A 17,304-nucleotide genomic window follows, 5' to 3' on the forward strand; every position below is an offset into this window, starting at 1 on the left:
GGGGAGGCCGGCACCGGTACGGTCCGGGCCCGCGCCCGCGAAGACAGGGGCCGGAAACGGTCCGTACCGGGATCCACGCCCCGGGCGCGTGAGGGCGCCGGGGCCCGGCCAACAGGTCATTCACTGCTTCGGGTCGGTACTCGAAACGACCGGAACGGTATCGGGCCGACCTTCGGACAGAAAAGAGACCTTTGGTGCGCATGGCAGCCAAAGGTCCCCGAGTTGTACTACGGGCGTCTCGCCACCATACGCCACGACAGTGCGGCATATGGAAGGACTTGAGACATGGATCACAGGTGAACGTGGAACCGTCTGCCCTGATTCGAAGGTCGTAACCAGGATCTCACCCCATAGCCGCAGGCATTGTGGATCAAGTCCCGTGGCCCGTGGCCGCGGACTACCATCACCCCATGACCCGTGTACTGCTCGCCGAGGACGACGCATCAATCTCGGAACCACTGGCCCGCGCGCTGCGCCGTGAGGGGTACGAGGTAGAGGTACGCGAGGACGGCCCGACCGCGCTCGACGCGGGACTCGCCGGCGGTGTGGACCTCGTGGTGCTCGACCTCGGCCTGCCCGGCATGGACGGCCTGGAGGTCGCCCGCCGGCTGCGTGCGGAGGGCCACACGATCCCGATCCTGGTGCTCACCGCCCGCGCCGACGAGGTGGACACCGTCGTCGGCCTCGACGCGGGCGCCGACGACTACGTCACCAAGCCGTTCCGTCTCGCCGAACTGCTCGCCCGGGTCCGGGCCCTGCTGCGGCGCGGATCCGCCGAGCCCACGCCCGCCCCTGCCACCCACGGCGTCCGGATCGACGTCGAGTCGCACCGCGCCTGGATGGGCGACGAGGAACTCCAGCTGACGGCCAAGGAGTTCGACCTGCTGCGGGTGCTGGTCAGGGACGCCGGCCGGGTCGTCACCCGGGACCAGCTGATGCGCGAGGTCTGGGACACCACCTGGTGGTCGTCCACCAAGACCCTGGACATGCACATCTCATGGCTGCGCAAGAAGCTCGGCGACGACGCGGCGAACCCCCGCTACATCGCCACCGTGCGCGGCGTCGGCTTCCGCTTCGAGAAGTCCTGATACTGAAAGCACCATGCGCCGCCGTCTGATCACCTCCACGCTCGCCGTGGTGCTCGTCGTCATCGCCGTCTTCGGCGTCTCCCTGGTGCTCGTCGAGACGCGCACCATCACCAGCAGCGCCCAGGAGAGCGTCGACTCCGACGCGCTGCGCCTCGTCAGCATCGTGGAGAGCCGCCTGGTGGGCGGCGAGCCCGTCAATCCGGACATTCTCGCGGAGCAGGGCGACATCACCCGCTACGCGCTGATCGACATCCCCGGCCGCGGCCCCATCGAGATCGGTGAGCCGCCCTCCGGGAGCGTCATCCGCGGCACCGCGGAGGGGGAACGGAGCACCACGGTCACCGTCGAGGAGTCCCGCTCCTCCGTGACCCGCGAGGTCGGACGGTCGCTGATGATCATCGCCGCGGTGGCGCTGCTCGCCGTCGTCGCCGCCGTGCTGCTCGCCGTACGGCAGGCCAACCGCCTCGGTTCGCCGCTCACCGACCTCGCGGAGACCGCGGAGCGTCTCGGCTCCGGCGACCCCCGCCCCCGCCACCGCCGCTACGGAGTCCCGGAGCTGGACCGGGTCGCCGATGTGCTCGACGCCAGCGCCGAGCGGATCGCCCGGATGCTCACCGCGGAACGGCGGCTCGCCGCGGACGCCTCCCACCAGCTCCGTACACCGCTGACCGCGCTGTCGATGCGGCTGGAGGAGATCACGGTCACCGACGACCTGGAGACGGTGAAGGACGAAGCCAGCATCGCCCTGACGCAGGTGGAGCGGCTCACCGACGTGGTCCAGCGGCTGCTGACGAACTCCCGCGATCCGCGCACCGGCTCCGCCGTGGTCTTCGACCTGGACGAGGTGGTCAAGCAGCAGCTCGAGGAGTGGCGCCCGGTCTACCGCAGCGCCGGCCGGGCCATCGTCTGCTCGGGCCGGCAGGGCATGCGGGCCGTCGGCACGCCCGGCGCCGTGGCGCAGGTGCTCGCCGCCCTGATCGAGAACTCGCTGATGCACGGCGGGGGCACCGTCGCGGTGCGCACCAGGGCGACCGGCAACCAGGCGGTGGTCGAGGTGACGGACGAGGGGCCCGGTGTGCCTGCGGACCTCGGCGCGCGAATTTTCGAGCGGACCATCAGCGGCCGCAACTCGACCGGCATCGGCCTGGCCGTCGCCCGGGACCTGGCGGAGGCCGACGGCGGCCGGCTGGAGCTGCTCCAGCAGCACCCGCCGGTCTTCGCGATCTTCCTGAGCAGGGTGGCGAAGAAGCGCAAGAACGACGAGAAGCCGACGATCCGATAGCCGCCGGGCCGGGCCCTGCTCCGGGGCTCAGCGGCCGACGCGGTGCCGTACCGGCTCAGGCGCGGGCCGACGCTGCTCGAGGAACGATTCGGCGCTGGGCACGGCGTCATGGGCGGGCAGCGCACGGAAGACCCAGCTGCGGTACGACCAGAACCGGAACAGCGTCGCGACGCCGATCCCGAGGAACTTGAACACGTTGCTCTGCAGCGGGGTGTCCCAGCCGAAGCCGTACGTGGCCGTGTACAGGATGCCGTTCTCGATCACCAGGCCCACCGCGCTGAACAGCAGGAACAGCGTCAGCTCCCTGGTCCGCCGGCTCTTGTCACGGTCGCGGTAGGTGAAGTAGCGGAACCCCACGTAGTTGAACGCGATGGCGACGACGGTCGCCAGGACGGACGCCCGGACCACCGGAACCTCGGTGACGTACCGAACGAGATTGAAGACCGCGAGATTGACGAGCAGCCCGGCCCCGCCCACCGCGCCGAATTTGGCGACCTCCCGGATGAGCTGGTGCAGCTGCCCCCGCAGCCTTCCGCCTCGTTCACTCATAGTGAGAGCCCAGCCTCATCAGATTGGCATGTGTGGTCACCGTCATGCTAACCAGCGGCTCACTGTGATGCCTGTGGGCCGTGAGGATGATGTGTCGCCTGCTGCGGAGCATTGTCGGAACATACGGAAGACGGGGCCCGCCGACTGGGCGGATACCCTAGGAGAGTGACGTTCCCGGTAGTCGGCATGGTCGGCGGCGGTCAGCTCGCCCGCATGACCCATGAGGCGGGTATCCCCCTCGGCCTGAAGTTCAAGCTCCTCAGTGACACCCCGCAGGACTCAGCGGCCCAGGTGGTGAGCGATGTCGTCGTCGGCGACTATCGCGACCTGGACACGCTGCGTGAGTTCGCGCGCGGCTGTGACGTGATCACCTTCGACCACGAGCATGTCCCGATCGAGCACCTGCGGGCCCTCGAGGCGGACGGCGTCGCCGTCCGGCCGGGGCCGGACGCGCTGGTGCACGCCCAGGACAAGGGGGTGATGCGCGCACGGCTCACGGAGATCGGCGTGCCCTGCCCCCGCCACCGCATCGTGGCCGACCCGGCCGATGTGACGGCGTTCGCCGAGGAGGCCGGGGGCTTCCCGGTGATCCTCAAGACCGTGCGCGGCGGGTACGACGGCAAGGGCGTCTGGCTGGTCCGCACGGAGAAGGACGCCGAGGCCCCGTTCAAGGCGGGCGTGCCGGTCCTCGCGGAGGAGAAGGTCGACTTCCGCCGCGAGCTCGCCGCGAACATCGTCCGCTCGCCGCACGGCCAGGCCGTCGCCTATCCGGTCGTCGAGTCGCAGCAGGTCGACGGGGTCTGCGACACCGTGATCGCGCCCGCGCCGGACCTCGACGCGGAGCTGGCCGGTCAGGCGCAGGAACTCGCACTGCGGATCGCGAAGGAGCTCGGCGTCGTCGGCCACCTCGCCGTCGAGCTGTTCGAGACCGCCGACGGCCGCATCCTCGTCAACGAGCTCGCCATGCGCCCGCACAACTCCGGCCACTGGACCCAGGACGGCGCGGTCACCTCGCAATTCGCCAACCACGTCCGTGCCGTGCTGGACCTGCCGCTGGGCGACCCCCGTCCCCGTGCCCCGTGGACGGTCATGTGCAACGTCCTGGGCGGTGACTACCCGGACATGTACGCGGCCTATCTGCACTGCATGGCCCGGGACCCCCAGCTCAAGATCCATATGTATGGCAAGGATGTGAAGCCCGGCCGCAAGGTGGGGCACGTCAACACGTACGGCGACGACCTGGCCGACGCACTGGAGCGCGCCCGCCACGCCGCCGGCTACTTGAGAGGCACGATCACCGAATGAGCCCGGTCGTTGGCATTGTCATGGGGTCCGACTCGGACTGGCCCGTCATGGAGGGGGCGGCGCAGGCGCTCGACGAGTTCGAGATCGGCTACGAGGTCGACGTCGTCTCCGCGCACCGCATGCCGCGCGAGATGATCGCCTACGGCGAGGAGGCGGCCGGCCGCGGACTCAAGGCGATCATCGCCGGCGCCGGGGGAGCGGCCCACCTGCCGGGCATGCTGGCCTCGGTGACCCCGCTGCCGGTCATTGGCGTCCCCGTCCCCCTGAAGTACCTCGACGGAATGGACTCGCTGCTGTCCATCGTGCAGATGCCGGCCGGCGTGCCCGTCGCCACCGTCTCGGTCGGCGGCGCGCGGAACGCCGGACTGCTCGCCGCCCGCATCCTCGCCACGCAGGACGCCGAACTCCAGGCCCGCATGGTGGAGTTCCTCCAGGAGCTCAACGACCAGGCCACCGACAAGGGCAAGCGGCTGCGCGCCAAGGTCGCGGGTGCGGAGTCCTTCGGCTTCGGAAAGTAGGACGCGGGGAAGCAACAGGCAATGGACACCCCCACGGAACTCCTCCAGCGGGCCCGCGAACTGCTCGCCGCCCACCCCGTCGTCGACGGTCACAACGACCTTCCCTGGGCCCTGCGGGAACACGTCCGCTACGACCTCGACCGCCTGGACATCGCGGCCGACCAGCAGGGCCGGCTCCACACCGACATCCCCCGGCTGCGCGCCGGCGGGGTCGGCGCGCAGTTCTGGTCCGTCTACGTGCGCAGCGACATGGCGGGCGACACGGCCGTCAGCGCGACCCTGGAGCAGATCGACGTCGTCGACCAGCTCCTCGAGCGCTACCCCGCGGACCTCGCCCGCGCCCTGAGCGCCGAGGACATGGAGATCGCCCGCGACGAGGGCAGGATCGCCTCGCTCATGGGCGCCGAGGGCGGCCACTCCATCAACAACTCGCTCGCGACCCTGCGCGCCCTCTACGCGCTGGGCGTGCGCTATATGACGCTCACGCACAACGACAACATCGCCTGGGCGGACTCGGCGACCGACGAGCCCGGCGTCGGGGGCCTGTCGGCCTTCGGCCACGAGGTCGTGCGCGAGATGAACCGCCTCGGCATGCTCGTGGACCTCTCGCACGTCGCCGATACGACGATGCGGCACGCGCTGGCCACGTCCGTGGCGCCGGTGATCTTCTCCCACTCGTCGGCCCGCGCGGTGTGCGACCACCCCCGCAACATCCCCGACGAGGTGCTGGCCCTGCTGGCGGCCAACGGGGGCGTGGCGATGGCGACGTTCGTACCGAAGTTCATCCTGCCCGCGGCCGTCGAGTGGACCCGGGCGGCCGACGAGAACATGCGGGCGCACGGGCTGCACCACCTGGACACCACGCCCCAGGCGATGAAGATCCACGAGGCGTTCGAGGCGGCGAACCCGCGGCCGGTGGCGACCGCCGCCACGGTCGCCGACCATCTCGACCACATGCGGGAGGTCGCCGGCATCGACCACGTCGGCATCGGCGGCGACTTCGACGGCACGGCCTTCACCCCGGCCGGCCTGGACGACGTCGCCGGCTACCCGAACCTGGTCGCGGAGTTGCTGCGCCGCGGCTGGTCGGACGCCGATCTGGCGAAGCTCACCTGGCAGAACGCCGTCCGCGTGCTGCGGGCGGCCGAGGACGTGGCCGCCGACCTGCAGGCGACCCGCGGCCCGTCGATCGCGACGATCGCCGAGCTCGACGCGCTCTGAGCGGTTCGGGGTGCGCGGCCGCGGGCCGCGTACCCCGAACGCACGACTCGCCGCGACCCCTTACGGCTCCCGTGCCACGGTTGGCGTAACGGCATACGGCCGGCGAACCCGGAGCAGCACATGGCAGATCTGCACGACGCCTCGTCCCTCACCGCCGTCGAGTCCGTCGGTCCGGAGGACCTCGACGAGCTGAACGATCTCGACGGCCTCGACGTTCTCGGGGAACCGGGAGCAGCGGCGTCCGCGCCGCCGGACCCCGGTCCGACCTCCGGACCCCCCGCCGATCCGCTCGCGCGCGCCGCTCGACTCCTGCGCACCCACCCCGTGATCGACGGGTACAGCGGTCTGGCCCCGGTGCTCCGGAGCATGCACTGGTACGACCTCGAAGCCGGCGAGAGCCTGCTGGAGACCGATGTGCCCCGGCTGCGGCGCGGCGGTGTGGGCGCCCAGTTCTGGTCCCTCCAGGCACCGGCCGGCAGCGCCGGAAGCCCCTCGCTCGGCGCCACGATGGAGCTGATCGACCTGGTACGGGTCACGGTGGCCGAATGCCCGGAGGGCCTGCGCCTCGCGCTCAGCGCCGACGAGCTCGTCGACTCCTGGAACTGCGGCCGGATCGCCGCCCTTCTCGGCCCGATGGCCGGTGAGGCCCTCGGCGACTCGCTCGCCGCGCTGCGCGCCGTGTACGCGCTCGGCGTCCGCAGCGTCACCCTCGCCGGCGCCCATTGGACGCAGGGTGGTCTGACGCCTTTCGGCCACGAGATGGTCCGTGAGATGAACCGGCTCGGAGTGCTCATCGACCTCTCCGGCTGCACGGCCGACACCATGCGGCGCACATTCCTGATCACCAGAGCGCCTGTCGTCCTCTCGCACCACGCGGAGCCCCTCCCGGACGACGTGCTGCACGCGCTGCGCGGCAACCACGGGGTGTGCATGGTGCCGTGCACCGCCGGGACGCTGCCGGCGACCGCGGACCTGCTCGACCACGTGCGGGAGACCGCCGGGCCCGAGGCCGTCGCGATCAGCGGCGCGTACGACACGGGACTGCCGCACGCGGCCGGCCTGCACGACGTCTCCTGCCTGCCGAGGCTGATCGCGGAACTGCTCGAGCGGGGCTGGGCCGAATCGGAGGTCATGGGTCTGACCTGGTCGAACGTGGCCCGGGTACTGCGTGGTACCGAGTTCGCCGCCCGGGCGGCCCAGCCGCGCCGGGCCCCCTCACGGGCGGCGATCGGCGCGCTGGACCTCTGATCCGCGCCGGTTCAGCAGGCGCAGAGACAGAACGGATGCCCCGCCGGGTCGGCGTACACCCGGAACGACCGCTTGCGGTCCTCCGCGTCGAGCGTGGTGGCGCCGAGCGCGAGCACCCGCTCCTCGGCGGCGTCCATGTCCTCGACCATCACGTCGATGTGGAACTGCTGCGAGTCCTTGGCGGACGGCCACTTCGGCGGTACGTGACCGGGGGCGCCCTGGAAGGCGAGCTGCGCGCCGTCGGCCCCCTTGAGGTCCACCCACCCGTCGCCGTCGTCCTCGACCGTCCCGCCGACGAGCTCGGCGTAGAAGCGGGCGAGGGCGACGGGATCGGGACAGTCCAGTACGACGGCTCCGACCTTGCCGATGCTCATGCTTCCTCCTCGGTGGTTACCTCTACATGCGTTCAACCGGTAACGGTTACCGCATGCTCCCGCATAACAGGTAACGTCGCAAGCATGAATGACAGGGCGCCCGCACCCGGTGGCCTCGCACTGATCGAAGCGCTGGTGAACACGCTGGACATCGAGACCGGCGCGGACCGCCTCGACACGCCGGACGGCCGGGCCCGGTTCGGCCTCACGCCGGACGACCTGCCCGCCGCACGCGAGCTCCGCGAGGCGCTGCGCGCCGCCTGCCTGGCCCATGCCGGCCACGGCACTCCCGGCCCGAGCGCCCTCGACGCCCTCCTCGCCGACGCCCCTCTGCGCGTGGCGATCTCCCCCGCGGGGGAGGCCGCCCTGTGCCCCACGGGCCCGCCGGCCCTTCTCACCCGCGTTGCCGAGGCCATCGCCGCCGCGGCGGCCGACGACACATGGCTCCGCCTCAAGGCGTGCGAGGCGGAGGACTGCCAATGGGTGTACTACGACCGCAGCCCGGCGTGCCGCAGCCGCTGGTGCTCGATGTCCGTCTGCGGCGCTCGCGCCAAGATGCGCAGTTACCGCGCCCGCCGGGCCGACTCCGCCTGAAGCGGCGTCACGACACCCGGCACCCGATGCTCGGGGTACGCGCGCTCGGCCCGCCGCCCGCGCACACGGTCAGGGTTCGGTCCGGCTCGGGCGCGTTCCCGTCAGGGAGTTCCGGCGGACGTGCGGGTCACGCCCGCGGGCGGCCCATCGCCCGGTACGTCCAGCCCGCCTCGCGCCACGCCACCGGGTCCAGGGCGTTGCGGCCGTCGAGGATGAGCGGCGAGGTCACGACCTCCGCCAGCTCCGCCGGGTCCAGCTCGCGGAACTCGCGCCACTCCGTGAGGTGCAGCACCACGTCCGCGCCGCGTACGGCCTCCCGCGCAGTGTCCGCGTAACCCAGCGTCGGGAACAGGCGGCGGGCGTTGTCCATGCCCTTGGGGTCGTAGACGGTGACCTGGCCGCCCTGGAGGTGGATCTGACCGGCGACGTTCAGCGCCGGCGAGTCACGGACGTCGTCCGAGTCCGGCTTGAACGTCGCGCCGAGCACGGCGACCCGCTTGCCGAGGAACGACGTGCCACCGACCGCCTCACGTGCCAGTTCGACCATGTGGCCACGGCGGCGCATGTTGATCGAGTCGACCTCGCGCAGGAACGTCAGCGCCTGGTCGGCGCCCAGCTCACCGGCGCGTGCCATGAAGGCGCGGATGTCCTTCGGCAGGCAGCCGCCGCCGAAACCGACACCGGCCCGCAGGAACTTCTTGCCGATCCGCTCGTCGTAGCCGATCGCCTCCGCCAGCTTCACCACGTCGCCGCCGGCCGCTTCGCACACCTCGGCCATCGCGTTGATGAAGGAGATCTTCGTCGCGAGGAACGAGTTCGCCGCGGTCTTCACCAGCTCCGCCGTCGGGAAGTCGGTCACCACGAACGGCGAGCCTTCGCCGACCGGCGTCGCGTACACCTCCCGCAGCAGCTTCTCCGCGCGCTCGCTCTCCACGCCGACCACGATCCGGTCCGGGTGCAGGGTGTCGTCGACGGCGAAGCCCTCCCGCAGGAACTCCGGGTTCCACGCGAGCTCCACGTCCGGACCCGCCGGCGCCTTCTCCGCGAGCAGCCGGCCGAGCCGCTCCGCGGAGCCGACCGGGACGGTCGACTTGCCGACGACGAGCGCCGGGCGCTTCAGGTGCGGCGCCAGCGATGCGAAGGCGGAGTCGACGTAGCTCATGTCGCACGCGTACTCGCCGTGCTTCTGCGGGGTGTTCACACACACGAAGTGGACGTCGCCGAACTCACCGGCCTCCTCGTAGGAGGTCGTGAACCGCAGCCGGCCGCTCGAGCCCTCGATCCCGGCGACGTGCCGCCGCAGCAGCTCCTCGAGACCGGGCTCGTACATCGGCACCCGGCCCGCGGAGAGCAGTTCGATCTTCTCCGGGACCACGTCCAGTCCAAGGACCTCGAAGCCCAGTTCCGCCATGGCCGCGGCGTGGGTGGCGCCGAGGTATCCGGTGCCGATCACGGTGATCTTGAGGGCCATGGGGTGCTCCAGTACTGACGCGGGCAAGGGCGGTGCGGGGCCGAGCATATCCGGGGGCGTGCGGCACGCCCCAAAGCGCTCTTCGCGCGCTGTGGCCGAGCTGTCACCAAGCTCACGTATGCCTGCCGGGGGAGCGGCGTCTAAAATTGGAATACTTAACGGTAGTTAACACCTTGGGGAGTGAGAGTCTTGGCAGGATCGGCCGACTTCGATCTGTATCGCCCGTCGGAGGAGCACGACATGCTCCGTGAGACGGTCCGCTCCCTCGCCGAGGCGAAGATCGCGCCGTTCGCCGCCGCGGTGGACGAGGAGGCCCGCTTCCCGCAGGAGGCCCTCGACGCGCTCGTCGCCTCCGACCTTCAGGCCGTGCACGTCCCGGAGAACTACGGCGGCGCCGGCGCCGACGCGCTCGCCACGGTCATCGTGATCGAGGAGGTGGCCCGTGTCTGCGCCTCGTCCTCCCTCATCCCGGCCGTGAACAAGCTCGGTTCGCTCCCGGTGATCCTCTCCGGCTCCGAGGAGCTGAAGAAGAAGTACCTGGGCCCGCTCGCCAAGGGCGACGCGATGTTCTCGTACTGCCTCTCCGAGCCCGACGCCGGCTCCGACGCGGCGGGTATGAAGACGAAGGCGGTCCGCGACGGCGACTTCTACGTCCTCAACGGCGTGAAGCGCTGGATCACCAACGCCGGCGTCTCCGAGTACTACACGGTGATGGCGGTCACCGACCCCGAGAAGCGCTCCAAGGGCATCTCGGCCTTCGTCGTCGAGAAGGGCGACGAGGGCGTCTCCTTCGGCGCCCCGGAGAAGAAGCTCGGCATCAAGGGCTCGCCGACCCGCGAGGTCTACCTCGACAACGTCCGCATCCCCGCCGACCGCATGATCGGCGCGGAGGGCACGGGCTTCGCCACGGCGATGAAGACCCTGGACCACACCCGCATCACCATCGCGGCCCAGGCACTCGGCATCGCGCAGGGCGCCCTCGACTACGCCAAGGGCTACGTCAAGGAGCGCAAGCAGTTCGGCAAGCCGATCGCCGAGTTCCAGGGCGTGCAGTTCATGCTCGCGGACATGGCCATGAAGATCGAGGCCGCCCGCCAGCTGACGTACGCGGCCGCCGCGAAGTCCGAGCGCGGGGACGCCGACCTCACCTTCCAGGGTGCGGCGGCCAAGTGCTTCGCCTCCGACGTGGCCATGGAGGTCACCACGGACGCCGTCCAGCTCCTCGGTGGCTACGGCTACACCCGTGACTACCCGGTCGAGCGCATGATGCGCGACGCCAAGATCACGCAGATCTACGAGGGCACCAACCAGGTCCAGCGGATCGTGATGGCGCGCAACCTGCCGTAACGCGGCGCTGCGCACGAACGGCGAACGCCCCTGCCGGTTCCGGGCAGGGGCGTTCGCCGTTCGTGCGCTGCCTCAGGCTCCCGACGCCGCCGGCAGGAGCCGTCGCCCGAGCCGGCGGCTCCGGCGACGGCCGCGGATCACCGGATCACGGGCAGCTGATGCGGTTGTCGCCCGAGTCCGTGGTGCAGGTGTCGTAATTGGGGCCGCCGTTGGCCGTGTCGTTGCCGGACACGCCGTCGACGGTGTTGACCCGGTCGGATCCGTAATAGCCGGTCAGGTTGTCGCTTCCGGACCCGCCGTACAGGGTGTCGTTGCCGTAACCGCCGTCGACGTTGTCGTTGCCGACGTCGCCGTAGAGGGTGTCGGAGCCGTTGCCCCCGCGGATGGTGTCGTTGCCGCCGAGGCCGCAGATCACGTCGTTGCCGCCCGAACCGACAAGCGTCTCACCGGCACTGGTCCCGATGATCGTGCAGCCACGGCTGTTGTTCACGGTGGTCGTCGCCGTGGCGGTGTTGTTGCCGGGTACGGGGTCGTCCTCCATGGCGTCGACCGTGGCCCTGTTGGTGACGGTGCCGGTGGCCCTGGGTTCCACGACCACGGTGACCGTCGCGCTTCCGCCGGGAAGCAGCGAGCTCAGTGCGCAGTTGGCGCTGGTGAAGGTGGTGCTGCAGCTGCCGCTGGTGGTCGTGGCCGACACGAGTGTCGCACCGGCTCCGGAGACGGTGTCGGACAGTGTGATGCCGGTGGCCGTTGCGGTGGAGTCGGAGGCGTTGGTCACCCGCACGGTGTAGGTGGCCCGATTGCCCAGGGAGAGTTGACTCGGCCCCGACTTGGTGACCGAGAGGTTCGCGTTCGCCGGTGGGGGCGGGGTGGTGCCGCCGCCCTCGTAGCGGGCCAGCGCGAAGTCGACGTTCGGTCCGCCCCTACCGGCGGCGACGATCTTGCCGTCGGACTGCAGCACCACGCCGCGAGCCCTGTCGCTGCCGCCGAAGTCGGTGGTCACGATGCCGTCGCCGCCGAAGCCGGCGTCCAGGCTGCCGTCGGGATTGTGACGCACGACGGCGAAGTCGCCTGGACCGCTGCCGCCGACGAGGACGATCCTGCCGTCGGACTGCAAGACCATGTCGTGGCCACCCGCCGGGGGATCCACCCTGCCGTCGCCGCCGAAGCCGGTGTCCAGGCTGCCGTCGGGGTTGTAGCGGGCCATCGCGCTGCCGTACAGCTCGCCGGCGGCGACGATCTTGCCGTCGGGCTGCACCGCCAGCGCCTCCACGGCCTCGTAGTCACCGAAATCGGTTCTCACGATGCCGTCGCCGCTGAAAGTGGTGTCCAGGCTGCCGTTCTCGTTGTAGCGGATGAGGGCGAAGTCGAAGCGGGTCGTCCCGACGTCGCCGCCCGCAATGATCTTGCCATCGGGCTGCAATGCCATGGTGCGACCCGTGCCGCCCTCGTCCGGCGCCGGCCCCGGGTCGGTGGTCACCTCCCCGTCGCCGCTGAAGCCGGTGTCGGGGCTGCCGTCGGGGTTGTAGCGGGCCACCGCGAACCTGCCGCCGGAAGTACCGGCGGCAACAATCCTGCCGTCGGACCGCACCGCGACTTCGTAGGCCTCGTTCGGGCCGCCGTCGAAGTCGGTGAGCACCTTGCCGTCGCCGCCGAAGCCGGTGTCCAGGCTGCCGTCGGGGTTGTAGCGGACCACCGTGAACCAGCAGCAGTTCTCGAACTCGATCCAGCTGCTCCCCACCACGACGATCTTGCCGTCGGGCTGCACCGCCACACCGTAGGCGGTGTCCCACTGGCCTTCGCCGGAAATGTCGGTGGTCACCCTGCCGTCGCCGCCGAAGCTGGTGTCCAGGCTGCCGTCGGGGTTGTAGCGGGCCACCGCGAAGTCGCCGGCTGTCGTGTCGGCGACCGTCGAGCCGACGGCGACGAGCCGACCGTCGGGTGCCGGCGCCACGTCAGAGGCCTCATCGGCATCGCTGCCGAAGCCGGTGAGCACCCTGCCGTCGCCGCCGAAGGCCGGGTCCAGGTCGCCAGGGGCGGCCAGCGCGGTTCCGGGCAGGGACAGTACGAGTGCCAGGCTCGCGACTGCCACGGCCGCGGCCCGGCCGCGCCGTGACTGCCTGCGTCGGGCCACGAATCGGCACAACGCCGTTCGCAGCCGAGATGTGAACATGGGCATGCAGACCTCTCAGCCTCTCGTCGTCCTGCCGCCGATCCCACGTGGAGCGGGCAGCGGGCAGCGGGCGTGCCACAGCTTCCCGCCGGATACACGGCGGACCGTCCGCGGCGGGCCGTACTGCGCTTGGTGGGCGCGTCGATCCACCCCCGCGAGTGACGTCCTGAGCAGGTGACAAGCGCGCAGTCGGCCGCGTCGGCGATGTGAGGCGGACGCAGCGGAACGCGGACTCTGTCGTCACGTCGGTCACTCGTGCTGGGAAGGTGCGCCTTGGCGTCGTCGTACGTTGGGCTTTGGCGCGGGCGCGCCTGGCGGGTGGCGCGGCGCCGGTCGCCTTCCTCCCCAGCGCGTTCAGGGTGTGCGAGGTCCGCAGGCAGCGGATCGCCGAGCGGCTGACGGCCGCCGGATCCACCCTCGTACAGGACGAGTACGGCAAGAACCGCCTGTCCCGGACCGGTGACTGCCTGGCCACGCCGACCCGTTGGCGGGCCGGCCGCAACACGGCCGACCCGTTCGCGCTCCGACCGCGACGAAAAGGGGCCCGCCCCGCGTACGCGCGGTGCGGGCCCCTTCGATGTGCCGGAATCACTTGTCGGAGACAGTGACCTTCTCGTCGTTCTGGATCTGCTTCACCAGCTGCTGCACCTTCGCCTTGTCCCAGACGAGGTTGCCGCCCCGGCTTCCCGACGTCGGCATGTTCATCGACGTACCGTCGCCGCCGCTGATGCCCTTCATCGCGAAGAACATCTCGCCCAGGTCGAACAGGGACATCTCCTTGTCGACGATGAGCGTGTCCAGGCCGGCGCCCAGGGTCGGGTACAGCTTGAACGGGTTGAGGATCGTGCCGGGGGTCGCCGCCTGGCTCGCCAGCGCGGAGAGGAACTTCTGCTGGTTCTTGGTGCGTGCGAGGTCCGACTCGGCGAAGGCGTAGCGGGTGCGGACGAAGGCGAGGGCCTGCTCGCCGTCGAGGGTCTGCTTGCCCGCCTCGAAGTCGGCGCCGGACTTCTTGTCCTTGAAGCCCTTCTCGATGTTCATCTCGACACCGCCGAGCGCGTCCACGATGTTGGCGAAGCCGGCGAAGCCGATCTCCGCGTAGTGGTCGATGCGCAGGCCGGTGTTGTGCTCGACGGTGCGGACCAGCAGTTCGGGCCCGTCCTCCGCGTAGGCGGCGTTCAGCTTGGTGCGCCGGCCCTGGTTGGGGAACTTCTTCCCGGACTCGGAGCCGACGAAGGACGGTATCTCGACGTCGGAGTCACGCGGCAGGGACACCATCGTGTTCCCGCTGCCGCAGGCCGCGAGGATCATCATCGAGTCGGTGCGCTTGCCCGCGGCGTCACCGGTGTGGAGCTTCTTCTTCTCCTCGGCCGTCATGCCCTCACGGCTGTCGGAGCCGACGATCAGGTAGGTGGTGCAGTCGCCCTCGGCGGGCCGCTCGATCACCTTGGCGAGGTCGACCTCGCGCCGCACCTTGGAGTCCGCCCAGAAGTACGTGCCGATGGTGGTGCCCAGCACGGCCACGAGCACGACGATCGAGCCGATCTTCAGCCTGCGCCGCCAGTCCGGCGCCGGGCCGGGCTGCCGCGGGGGTCTGCCCTGCGGAGGCACCCCGCCGCCCGCGCCGCGGTAGACCTGGCCCGTGTTGTAGCCGCTGTCGTACACCGGCTCGGCATGGCCCTGGTCGTAACCGCGGGGCTGCTGAGGGGGGACCCCGCCGTGCTGCGGGGCGGCCGGTCGCTGGACATGGCGCATGACGCGCGCGCCCTCGGGCCGGTCCCCGGCGCTGCCGCGCCCGTAGCCGCGTGCGTTGCCGTTGCCGCCGTTGTCGGTCCATCCATCGGGCCAGTCATTCATGCGGAACAGTGTGCAGGGGAGGGTGGCCGCCCAGACAGGGTGGGTGAGGAATCGCACCAGGGCTGTAGCGAAGCTGATGCATTCCGGCCCCGGCATATGGTGGACGGCATGACAGATCAGGCCCAGCGCCCGGAGGCTGAAATTCCGGGCAAGCCCACTTCGGCGTCCCGTACCACCCTCAGCCACATCATGACCGGCAGTGACACGAATCTCCTCGGCACCGTGCACGGCGGCGTGATCATGAAACTGGTGGACGACGCGGCCGGAGCCGTCGCGGGCCGGCACTCCGGCGGTCCCGCGGTCACCGCCTCCATGGACGAGATGGTGTTCCTGGAGCCGGTCAGGGTGGGCGACCTGGTCCATGTGAAGGCACAGGTCAACTGGACCGGCCGGTCCTCCATGGAGGTCGGCGTACGGGTCCTGGCCGAGCGCTGGAACGAGTCGACTCCCGCCACTCAGGTCGGCAGTGCCTACCTCGTCTTCGCCGCGGTGGACGCGGACGGCAAGCCGCGGGCGGTGCCGCCGGTCGTTCCCGAGACCGAGCGGGACCAGCGCCGCTACCAGGAGGCGCAGATCCGGCGCACGCACCGGCTGGCCAGGCGCCGGGCGATCCGGGAGCTGCGCGAGAAGCGCGCCGCGGAGGGTATGGAGGACTGAGTCCGGCCGCCCGGCGGGGACCTACGGGCAGACGACCTGGTCGCCCGTCACCGCGCCGAACTCGCCGCGGTGGGGCTCCTGGGCCTGTACGGGCTCGACTCCCTTGAAGTCGGTCCCCGCCATCACCTTCATCGTGGGGCCCTGCCCCTTCACCGGACGCAGCTCGGCGCCGGGCAGCGCCGCCCGGAGCGACTTCGCCGAGCGGTCCCACCGTGGGTCGTGCATCACATAGGTGCGCCCGACCTTCCCGCCGCCGCCGTTGAGCGGGGCGCGTGTGGTGTCGAAGCCGAGGCCGTTCAGGGCCTTGTCGACCTTCTCGCCGAGGCCGGCGAGGTGGGTCCCGTTGTAGACCTGGACCTTGATCTGCTTCGGGTCGACGTCGACGACGGTGGCCTTGGCACGCTTCGGGCGGTGCGGTGCGAGCGGCCTGTCCTCGCGCAGCAGCCGGAACAGCCGCTGCGCCCGCGCGTCGTCCCACTTCACGGTGGACCCGACGCCCTTGACCGGGAACGCGACGTCGCCGACGGGCACGGAGGTGAACTCGGAGGAGGAGGGCGTGAAGCCCCGCATCGCCCGGCCGAGGGCGAGCATCTGCCGGGTGCCGAACTGCCGGTCGGCGCGGACCGAGCCGAGCATCGTCGAGGTGACCTTCCGGAACTTCACCGGGTTGAGCAGCACACCGCCGCTGGTCGCCCGGTCGACGAGCGCCGCCAGGAAGCGCTGCTGGCGCTGCATCCGCCCCAGGTCGGCGGCCCCGTCGATGTGGCGGGAGCGCACGTACTGCAGCGCCTGCCCGCCGCTCAGCCTGTGGGTGCCGACCGGCAGGTCGAGACCGGTGTAGGTGTCCTTCATCGGCCGGGCGGTGCAGACCTCCACCCCGCCCACCACGTCCACCGTCTTCATGAAGCTGGTGAAGTCGACCTCGAGATAGTGGTCGATCTTCACCTTGGTCATGTGCTCGACCGTGCGCACGGTCAGGCCGGGGCCGCCCTCGGCGTAGGCCGCGTTGAGCTTCACCGGGTGCGGCTTGTGATGCTTGCCCGTGGTGGTGTCGGTGTGCTCGGGGATCTCCGCGTAACTGTCCCTGGGCAGGCTGACGACACTGGCGCGATCACGGTCCTGGGCGATGTGCACCAGCATGATCGTGTCGGTGCAGTTGCACGGCGCCCCGCCGAGCCGGTATTTCTTCTTCTCCTCCGGCGTGATCCTGTCCCGGCCGTCGGTGCCGACGACGAGGATGTTCGTGCCCCGGCCGCCCTCGGGCCGGTTCTTCATGTCATGGAACGGGTCGACCCGGTCGATCTCCGTGTCGAGTCCGGTGACCACGGCGTGCCCGATGCCGCCCACGCCCAGGACCAGCACCGAGAGCGATGTGACGATCCGCATGCCCCAGCGCGGCCGTGCCGCGTGCCCGTCCCGGCGCGGTGGGGATCCGCCGCCCGTGCGTCGTGCGGGGTGCCCGCCCCGCCCTGCCGGCCGGGCCGGCTGTCGCGCGGCGGGCCGCCCCGTGGCGCCGCGCTGCGGGGCCGGGCGGGGACGGGGACGCGGGCGGGGCGGTGGGGGCAAGAGGACACCTCCGCGGACGACAGGGGATTCCCCGCACCGTAGGCCCATACGATCTGC

15 protein-coding genes are annotated in these 17,304 nt (G+C 70.8%); 9 read left to right on the forward strand and 6 right to left on the reverse strand.

Annotated elements, in window-relative coordinates; genetic code table 11:
- Positions 1-410 precede the first annotated feature (410 nt).
- Positions 411-1,088: a response regulator transcription factor gene (locus tag ACTMTU_RS32650; RefSeq protein ID WP_441267039.1), complete on the forward strand. Its 678-nt coding sequence runs from the start codon at positions 411-413 to the stop codon at positions 1,086-1,088.
- Between the two features lie 13 nt (positions 1,089-1,101).
- The gene (locus ACTMTU_RS32655) at positions 1,102-2,370 is read left to right on the forward strand and encodes an ATP-binding protein (RefSeq protein WP_441267040.1); all 1,269 of its coding nucleotides are present in this window, start codon (positions 1,102-1,104) and stop codon (positions 2,368-2,370) included.
- Between the two features lie 27 nt (positions 2,371-2,397).
- Here ACTMTU_RS32655 and ACTMTU_RS32660 read toward each other — a convergent pair whose 3' ends face one another.
- Complete coding sequence (locus ACTMTU_RS32660; protein ID WP_441267041.1) at positions 2,398-2,919, reverse strand: GtrA family protein; 522 nt, start codon at positions 2,917-2,919, stop codon at positions 2,398-2,400.
- Positions 2,920-3,030: 111 nt separating this feature from the next.
- Between ACTMTU_RS32660 and ACTMTU_RS32665 the strand changes: the two genes are divergently transcribed.
- The 4 genes from ACTMTU_RS32665 to ACTMTU_RS32680 all read left to right on the forward strand — a co-directional run bounded on the left by ACTMTU_RS32665 (position 3,031) and on the right by ACTMTU_RS32680 (position 7,211).
- On the forward strand, positions 3,031-4,224 hold the full coding sequence (locus tag ACTMTU_RS32665) for a 5-(carboxyamino)imidazole ribonucleotide synthase (protein ID WP_441267042.1): 1,194 nt from the start codon (positions 3,031-3,033) through the stop codon (positions 4,222-4,224).
- Positions 4,221-4,742, forward strand: coding sequence for a 5-(carboxyamino)imidazole ribonucleotide mutase (purE, locus tag ACTMTU_RS32670; RefSeq protein WP_441267043.1), 522 nt, complete (start codon positions 4,221-4,223; stop codon positions 4,740-4,742). The genes ACTMTU_RS32665 and purE overlap by 4 nt, the downstream gene beginning before the upstream one ends.
- A 21-nt stretch (positions 4,743-4,763) precedes the next feature.
- Positions 4,764-5,963 carry a dipeptidase gene (locus ACTMTU_RS32675; protein ID WP_441267044.1) on the forward strand — a complete coding sequence of 400 codons (1,200 nt, stop codon included), beginning with the start codon at positions 4,764-4,766 and terminating at the stop codon, positions 5,961-5,963.
- 120 nt (positions 5,964-6,083) lie between these two features.
- Positions 6,084-7,211, forward strand: coding sequence for a membrane dipeptidase (locus ACTMTU_RS32680; protein ID WP_441267045.1), 1,128 nt, complete (start codon positions 6,084-6,086; stop codon positions 7,209-7,211).
- An 11-nt stretch (positions 7,212-7,222) separates the two neighbouring features.
- Here the strand turns inward: ACTMTU_RS32680 and ACTMTU_RS32685 are convergent, their stop codons facing one another.
- Positions 7,223-7,585, reverse strand: a complete 363-nt coding sequence (locus ACTMTU_RS32685; RefSeq protein WP_441267046.1) for a VOC family protein — start codon at positions 7,583-7,585, stop codon at positions 7,223-7,225.
- Between the two features lie 84 nt (positions 7,586-7,669).
- On the opposite strand from ACTMTU_RS32685, the gene ACTMTU_RS32690 reads away from it, so the two are divergent.
- Positions 7,670-8,179, forward strand: coding sequence for a CGNR zinc finger domain-containing protein (locus tag ACTMTU_RS32690; RefSeq protein ID WP_441267047.1), 510 nt, complete (start codon positions 7,670-7,672; stop codon positions 8,177-8,179).
- A 127-nt stretch (positions 8,180-8,306) separates the two neighbouring features.
- Here the strand turns inward: ACTMTU_RS32690 and ACTMTU_RS32695 are convergent, their stop codons facing one another.
- A complete protein-coding gene (locus ACTMTU_RS32695) occupies positions 8,307-9,650 on the reverse strand; it encodes a UDP-glucose dehydrogenase family protein (RefSeq protein WP_441267048.1) in 1,344 nt (447 codons plus the stop codon).
- A 189-nt stretch (positions 9,651-9,839) separates the two neighbouring features.
- Between ACTMTU_RS32695 and ACTMTU_RS32700 the strand changes: the two genes are divergently transcribed.
- Positions 9,840-10,997, forward strand: coding sequence for an acyl-CoA dehydrogenase (locus ACTMTU_RS32700; RefSeq protein ID WP_441267049.1), 1,158 nt, complete (start codon positions 9,840-9,842; stop codon positions 10,995-10,997).
- A gap of 145 nt (positions 10,998-11,142) precedes the next feature.
- Here ACTMTU_RS32700 and ACTMTU_RS32705 read toward each other — a convergent pair whose 3' ends face one another.
- On the reverse strand, positions 11,143-13,089 hold the full coding sequence (locus tag ACTMTU_RS32705; RefSeq protein WP_441267050.1) for a calcium-binding protein: 1,947 nt from the start codon (positions 13,087-13,089) through the stop codon (positions 11,143-11,145).
- A 669-nt stretch (positions 13,090-13,758) separates the two neighbouring features.
- Positions 13,759-15,024, reverse strand: a complete 1,266-nt coding sequence (locus ACTMTU_RS32710) for an LCP family protein (protein WP_441267051.1) — start codon at positions 15,022-15,024, stop codon at positions 13,759-13,761.
- Between the two features lie 108 nt (positions 15,025-15,132).
- Here ACTMTU_RS32710 and ACTMTU_RS32715 point away from each other — a divergent pair, with 108 nt between their 5' ends.
- A complete protein-coding gene (locus ACTMTU_RS32715; RefSeq protein WP_441267052.1) occupies positions 15,133-15,681 on the forward strand; it encodes an acyl-CoA thioesterase in 549 nt (182 codons plus the stop codon).
- A 21-nt stretch (positions 15,682-15,702) separates the two neighbouring features.
- Here ACTMTU_RS32715 and ACTMTU_RS32720 read toward each other — a convergent pair whose 3' ends face one another.
- Positions 15,703-17,247: an LCP family protein gene (locus tag ACTMTU_RS32720; protein ID WP_441267053.1), complete on the reverse strand. Its 1,545-nt coding sequence runs from the start codon at positions 17,245-17,247 to the stop codon at positions 15,703-15,705.
- Positions 17,248-17,304 lie beyond the last annotated feature (57 nt).

The organism is Streptomyces sp. OZ13 (genome assembly GCF_052068155.1).
Classification (GTDB): domain Bacteria; phylum Actinomycetota; class Actinomycetes; order Streptomycetales; family Streptomycetaceae; genus Streptomyces.